Raw genomic sequence first — 216 nt, forward strand, 5'->3', positions numbered from 1 at the left:
TTTTGAGCTGGTCCGCGGCTTCGCGTTCTTTCTGGCTGGCCGGGATCAGGGCGGAGAGGAGCATGCCGGCGCCGAAGGCGATGAGCCCGGCGGCCAGCGGGTTGCCCTGGGCCTGGGCCTTGACCTGGTCCGGTGCGTGGGAGATCGCGGTCCCGGCGTCGGAGAGCCTGGCGGCGACGTTGTCCTTGGCGCCGTGCAGGGTGTCGCCGGTGGAGT

At 71.3% G+C, this 216-nt stretch carries 1 pseudogene; it reads right to left on the minus strand.

Annotated elements, in window-relative coordinates:
• Nucleotides 1–216 (minus strand): annotated as a pseudogene (locus AC5RUU_RS19710) (DUF3618 domain-containing protein); the annotation flags it as partial.

Source organism: Arthrobacter sp. K4-10C (assembly GCF_059090085.1).